Source organism: Subdoligranulum sp. APC924/74, from assembly GCF_003324125.1.
Classification (GTDB): Bacteria; Bacillota; Clostridia; order Oscillospirales; family Ruminococcaceae; genus Gemmiger; species Gemmiger qucibialis.
The window spans coordinates 1-5,663 of record NZ_PSQF01000133.1; the positions used below are offsets into that span (position 1 = coordinate 1).

A 5,663-nucleotide genomic window follows, 5' to 3' on the forward strand; every position below is an offset into this window, starting at 1 on the left:
TTTTGGCAACGCAGATGCCGTGCCGCAGCCGCCGGAGCGGTGCTTAAGCCGTCAGGCGGGAATTGTGCGGTGTTGCCTTAACAATTACTGGGTAACCGGTGCGGTGATGCCAGCAACAGCATCTTCAATCAGGGTCTGGGGATCCTTGCCATCGGGGTTGCCGTTGACACAGATCTGGCCGAGGGTTTCAGCAGAAGCCCAGTAGTTGCCGCCGACGCGCTGCAGGTTAGCGTACTCAGACTGAGCAACAACAGCGGTCAGAGCCGGAGAAGAAGCGGCTGCCAGAGCATTGGTGTTGGAGGGGCCCTGTGCACGCTGCTGGAAGCGGAGGGTCTCGTTCTCTTCGTTGGTAACGTAATCAGCCAGCAGCATGGCAGCACCAACGTTAGCGCTGTGGGGGTTGACGCCGATCAATTTGAAGCCGGAGAAGGAAGCCATCTGGACCTGCTCGCCGTTCAGGGTGTAGGTAGGCAGCTTGCAGGCAGCGTAATTATCGCCCCAAACTTCAGCAGCGTCGTTTGCACGCCAGGTGCCGTTAACGCCAGCAACCAGGGTGCCGTCCTTCAGCTTGCCGGTGAACTCTTCATCCTTCAGGGCGAGGAAGCCGGGGTTCTTGCAGATATCGATGACAGCCTGGGTAACGTCAGCGCCCGGAGCTTCGTTCCAGTTGCAGACGGTGTTCACGCCGTCATCAGCCAGGCTCAGGTTCAGGCCAGCGCCAGCATAGAAGCTGTACAGGTACCAGCCGTTAGCAACGTCCATCGAGACTTTCTTGCCTGCGGCGGCTGCCTTCTCCATCATCGTGTCAAGGCTCTTGACGTCATCCTCGGTGAAGAAGGACTTATCATAGAACATGAAGTAGCCGTTATCAGCGGTCAGGGGGTAAGCATACAGCTTGCCGTTCAGGGTTGCAGCGTCAACAGAAGCTGCCGTGTTGCGGCTCTTGATATCGTCAGCGTTCAGCTGAACTTCCTGCAGGGCGCCTGCCTGAACCAGCTCGTTCAGCTGGTCATCAGCAAATGCGTAAACGTCAGCAGCGGCGGTGGGGTCGGTCAGGACGGTATCCTTAGCCTCCTTTTCGGACTGAGCGCCCAGGTTGATGGTGATCTTGCCGCCGTAATTGCCGTATTCTTTGATAAAGTTATCAGCGATGGTGCGCAGCAGTTCCTGGTCTTCCTCGGCGCCCCACATGGTCAGGGTAACGTCATTGGCGAAAGCAGCGGCTGCAGCCTGCTGCAGAACGTCACCATCGTCAGCTGCGGTGCTGTCGGTGGAGGCGGCTTCGCTGGAAGCTGCAGTGCTGGTGGACTCTGCAGCGGAAGAGGCAGTTGCGGTGCTGCCGCATGCTGCCAGGGACAGTGCCATCAAGGCAGCTGTTGCAAGTGCGAGTTGCTTTTTCATAATCATTCTCCTTCATCTGCTATATCACAAGCTTTTCAAGGTTGCGCATCATTGTTGCGCAACTTTGTTTCACAACTTAAGGATACACAATTCTATTTTCAGTGTCAATGTTCATAACTAACATGTTTTACCACGTTTTCTTGTGCATTTTTCACAGCTTGTTACACTTTTGTAACAATGTCGAATTTTGTATGCGCAACTTTAGTACAGGCTTTTTAACAACAATCAGCCTTTCCCGGTGCACATGCTGTGTGCGCAGGAAAGGCTGTATCAATCATCATATTTTACAATATTGGTAATATTGTCTATTTTGTGGACTCGCGCAAAATCACCTGATATCCCTGCATCTGGCGCAATGCGATTTGCTTGCCCGCCAAAATATCCAGCAGCATCCGGCATGCCGTGGCGCCCAGGCGCTCGCCGTCAAACTGAGCGGCCGAGATCTGCGGGGTTGAGCTGGTCAGCAGCTCACTATCATAAAAGCTGGCCAGTTTCACCTGTTCCGGTACCTTGATGTGCCGGGCACGCAGCTCCTGCAGCACCGCGGCCGCCATGCTGTCGTCCGCGCAGAGCAGGCATTCGGGCTTTTGCTCCAGCGCACCTTCCAATGCATCGATCCGCTGTTCGCTGGTTTCAATGCCAGTCCAAATCAATTTCTGGTCCACCTGCACCCCACAGTCGGAAAATCCGCGCAGGTAGCCGCGCAGCCGGTCCTCGTTGACGGTATAGTTGGTGCAGCCGCCCATATAGGCAATGCGGCGCATGCCCAGCTGCAGCAGCAGGCGGGTCATCTCGGCGGTCGCTCCTACCTGGTCGTTATCCACCTGGGGTACCTTATCGTCATCCACGCGGCCAATGGCCACAAAAGGCACGTTGTGGCGCTGCAAAGTCTGCACACATTCATCGTGCAGCATCGTACGGGACAAAATCACGCCATCCACCTTGTGGGATTCCAGCTGGCGTTCCAGCTGGCCTACATCGGTTTCTCCCGCATAGCACAGCAGCAGGTCATACCCGCGCTGGGCCGCCATGTTCCACACACCGCCCATGCACTTGCGCAGGAACGGCAAGTCCAGCCGCATAAAATGCTTGGGGATCACCAGCGCAAGGTTGTTGGTTGGGCCCTGCTGCGCAGTGCGCAGCGGCGCAGCGGCATCCTGGCGTCCCTTGCCGATATAATCGAACACACGCGCGCGGGTAGCCTCGCTCACGCGGCCCTTGCCGGATATTGCGCGGGATACCGTTGTTTTTGATATATTCAATGCCTCCGCCACTTCCGCGATGGTCACTTCATCACGCTTACCTGCCATTCAGCACCCTCCTTTTCCCATGTTGCGCATGCGTTGCGCACCAATAACAGCATATGTGTTTGTTGTACATTTGTCAATCTGCAAACAGCACAAAAAAAGCCTGCCAGATTTGGCAGGCTTGCCGCGCAGTACAGCCGTTCCAAGCATAGGCGGATGGCCGCTGCCCGGAATCTCTCCCGAAATTTTTCGTGTATTAAAAATTCTGTTGGGAGCATAGGGGCGCACATTGTGCGCCCGCCGCCTTGACATAGCAACGCACATTTATGTCATGCACATGGCAAACCTCCGTGGGCGAACGCTGTTCGCCCTTACGGAGCATCTTTGTTTCCCTGACGTTTTCGATAGGTGTTGTGCTGCTTATGGCAACACCGCACAATTCCCGCCTTGCGGCTTAAGCACCGCTCCGGCAGCTGCGGCACGGCATCTGCCGCACCTCGCTCGCCGTATCGGCACTTAGAATTATGCGGTGTTGTCCTTATTTTTTCTGCGGTTCGCCGTTGGCAATGTCGCGCACAACCTCACCCGCAATGATCAACCCCGCGGCGGCGGGCACAAAGGCGTTGCTGCCGGGAACCTGGCGGCGCTGGGTACATTTGCGGGCCGTGTCGGGCGGGCAGATGCAATGGGTGCGGCAGCTGATGGTCATATCATCAATGGGGGTCAGTGCAGGCTCTTTGGAGTATACCACCTTCAGGTGCTTGACCCCGCGCTTGCGCAGCTCGGCGCGCATTACGCGGGCCAGCGGGCAGACGGAGGTATCGTAAATATCCGCAACTTCCAGGGCGGAAGCATCCAGCTTGTTGCCCGCGCCCATGCAGCTGATGATGGGCGTGCCCGTTGCCTGCGCCTGCATGACCAGTTCCAGCTTGCCCTTTACCGTGTCGATGGCATCGACCACATAGTCGTACTGGCTGAAATCGAACTGGTCGGCGGTGTCTGGCATGTAGAACGTCTTGTAGGTGTTCACCACGGCGTCCGGGTTGATATCATGGATGCGCTCTTCCGCCACATCCACCTTGTATTTGCCCACCGTTTTGTGGGTGGCCAGGATCTGGCGGTTCAGGTTGGTCAGGCAGACCTTGTCGTCATCAATCAGGTCCAGCGTGCCAATGCCGCTGCGTGCCAGTGCTTCCACCGTATAGCCTCCAACACCGCCAACGCCAAACACGGCCACACGGGCGTTGTACAGACGCTCCATTGCCTCCTTGCCAAACAACAACTGCGTTCTTGAAAACTGATTCAGCATACTGCCTGCTCCCCCACGGTTTTGTAAATTAACAAACAAATGGGCGGGTTCGCGCCCGCCCAACCTATCAAATCGGTAGTCTTTTCAAATTATAAAGCGCAGCATACAAAAAGTCAAGGGGAAGCCCTGCGCAGAGCTTCCCCCTGACATATGTTTTGCATTTTACAGCTCGCTGCCGTTTGTGGCGATCACATGGGCGTACCACGCAGCGGAATCCTTGGGGATGCGTTCCATGGTGCGGTAGTCCACATAAATCAGCCCAAAGCGCTTGCTGTAGCCTTCGGCCCACTCATAGTTATCCATGATCGACCAGTAGGTATAACCGATCAGCGGGTAGCCCTCCTGCAAGGCGCGGCGGGCGGCCAGCAGGTGGCGGTGCACATAATCAATGCGCTGCGGGTCGTGCACTTTACCGTCCAGCATCACAAAATCTGTGTTGGCCATGCCGTTCTCGGTAATCAGGATGGGCCGACCATACCGCTGGTTCAAAAAGCGGATGGCCCAATAGATGCAATCCGGCGTGATGGGCCATTCCATCGCAGTGCGCGGGCTGCCCTGCCAGGTGTTGGCGGTATACTCGCTGCCCGGCTGCTGGGCCGCGCAGGCATTGTAGACGTTAAAGCCCAGGTAATCCAGCGGCTGGTGCAGCAGCTCCAGTTCCTGCGGGGTGAACACATCCGCCCCCAGGGCTTTGGCCATCGGCTCCGGCACCCTGCCCAGCAGAACGGGGTCGCACCACCAGCTGATGGAATAGCAGCCTTCCACCTCCATCGTCCGGCGGTAAGCTTCGGCGATGGCGGCTTCGCTTTCGTCCCCGCAGGGTGAAAACACCGGTCCGGTGGGAGCATACCCCACCTTAGGCGGCAGCTTTGCATACTGGCGGATGGTCTGTACCGCTTTGGCATGGGCCAAAAGTACATGGCGGGTCACGGGGCGCAGGCTGGCCGGTTCATCAAGGAACGGCGCATGCCGCCCCTGCAGATGGCCGATGCCCACAAAGCACTGCGGCTCGTTCAGGGTCATCCAATACTGTACCTGGTCAGACAGGGCTTCCACCACAATTTTGGTATATGCCGCAAACCAATCCGGGATCTGCGGGTTCTTCCATCCGCCCTGCAGATACAGCGCATACGGCAAATCCCAATGGTACAGCGTTACCATCGGCTCAATGCCCGCGGCTTTCAGCTCCCGCACAAGGCTTTGATAGAACTCAATGCCTTTCTGGTTGATTTTTTCCGTGCCATCGGGCAGGATGCGGGACCAGCTGACCGAGAAGCGGTAGCTTTTCAGCCCCATCTTTTTCATCAGGGCCACATCTTCACGGTAGCGGTGGTAGTGGTCGCACGCCTGCAGAGGGCCCTCGTTATATTTGGTGTGGCCGGGGTACAGCACATCCCAGATGCTCGGCCCGCGGCCATCCTCATTCCAGGCGCCTTCCACCTGTGCCGCTGCCGATGCCGCACCCCACAAAAAGTCTTTCGGGAATTCCATTTTGTCACCTCTGTGGCTGACATATTTTATCAATCTATTTTGTGTATCCTAGGTTGTATCTGAAAAAGTAAAAGCATCAAGAAGTCAAAAATTCATAGAAAAATCAGAAATCGCGAAAACCGCATTAGAAATTGTATTTAGGGCAATACCGCATAATTCTAAGTGCCGATACGGCGAGCGAGGTGCGGCAGATGCCAAGCCAAAAGCGCAGATAA

General features: G+C 56.4%; 4 protein-coding genes. All 4 read right to left on the reverse strand.

Going from position 1 to position 5,663, the window contains the following annotated elements:
* Positions 1-84: 84 nt before the first annotated feature.
* Positions 85-1,401, reverse strand: a complete 1,317-nt coding sequence (locus tag C4885_RS15155; RefSeq protein WP_242979618.1) for an extracellular solute-binding protein — start codon at positions 1,399-1,401, stop codon at positions 85-87.
* A gap of 305 nt (positions 1,402-1,706) precedes the next feature.
* Positions 1,707-2,711, reverse strand: a complete 1,005-nt coding sequence (locus tag C4885_RS15160) for a LacI family DNA-binding transcriptional regulator (protein WP_114001137.1) — start codon at positions 2,709-2,711, stop codon at positions 1,707-1,709.
* Between the two features lie 475 nt (positions 2,712-3,186).
* Positions 3,187-3,957, reverse strand: a complete 771-nt coding sequence (locus C4885_RS15165; RefSeq protein WP_114001138.1) for a ThiF family adenylyltransferase — start codon at positions 3,955-3,957, stop codon at positions 3,187-3,189.
* A 162-nt stretch (positions 3,958-4,119) separates the two neighbouring features.
* A complete protein-coding gene (locus C4885_RS15170) occupies positions 4,120-5,448 on the reverse strand; it encodes a GH1 family beta-glucosidase (protein WP_114001139.1) in 1,329 nt (442 codons plus the stop codon).
* Positions 5,449-5,663: the final 215 nt, after the last annotated feature.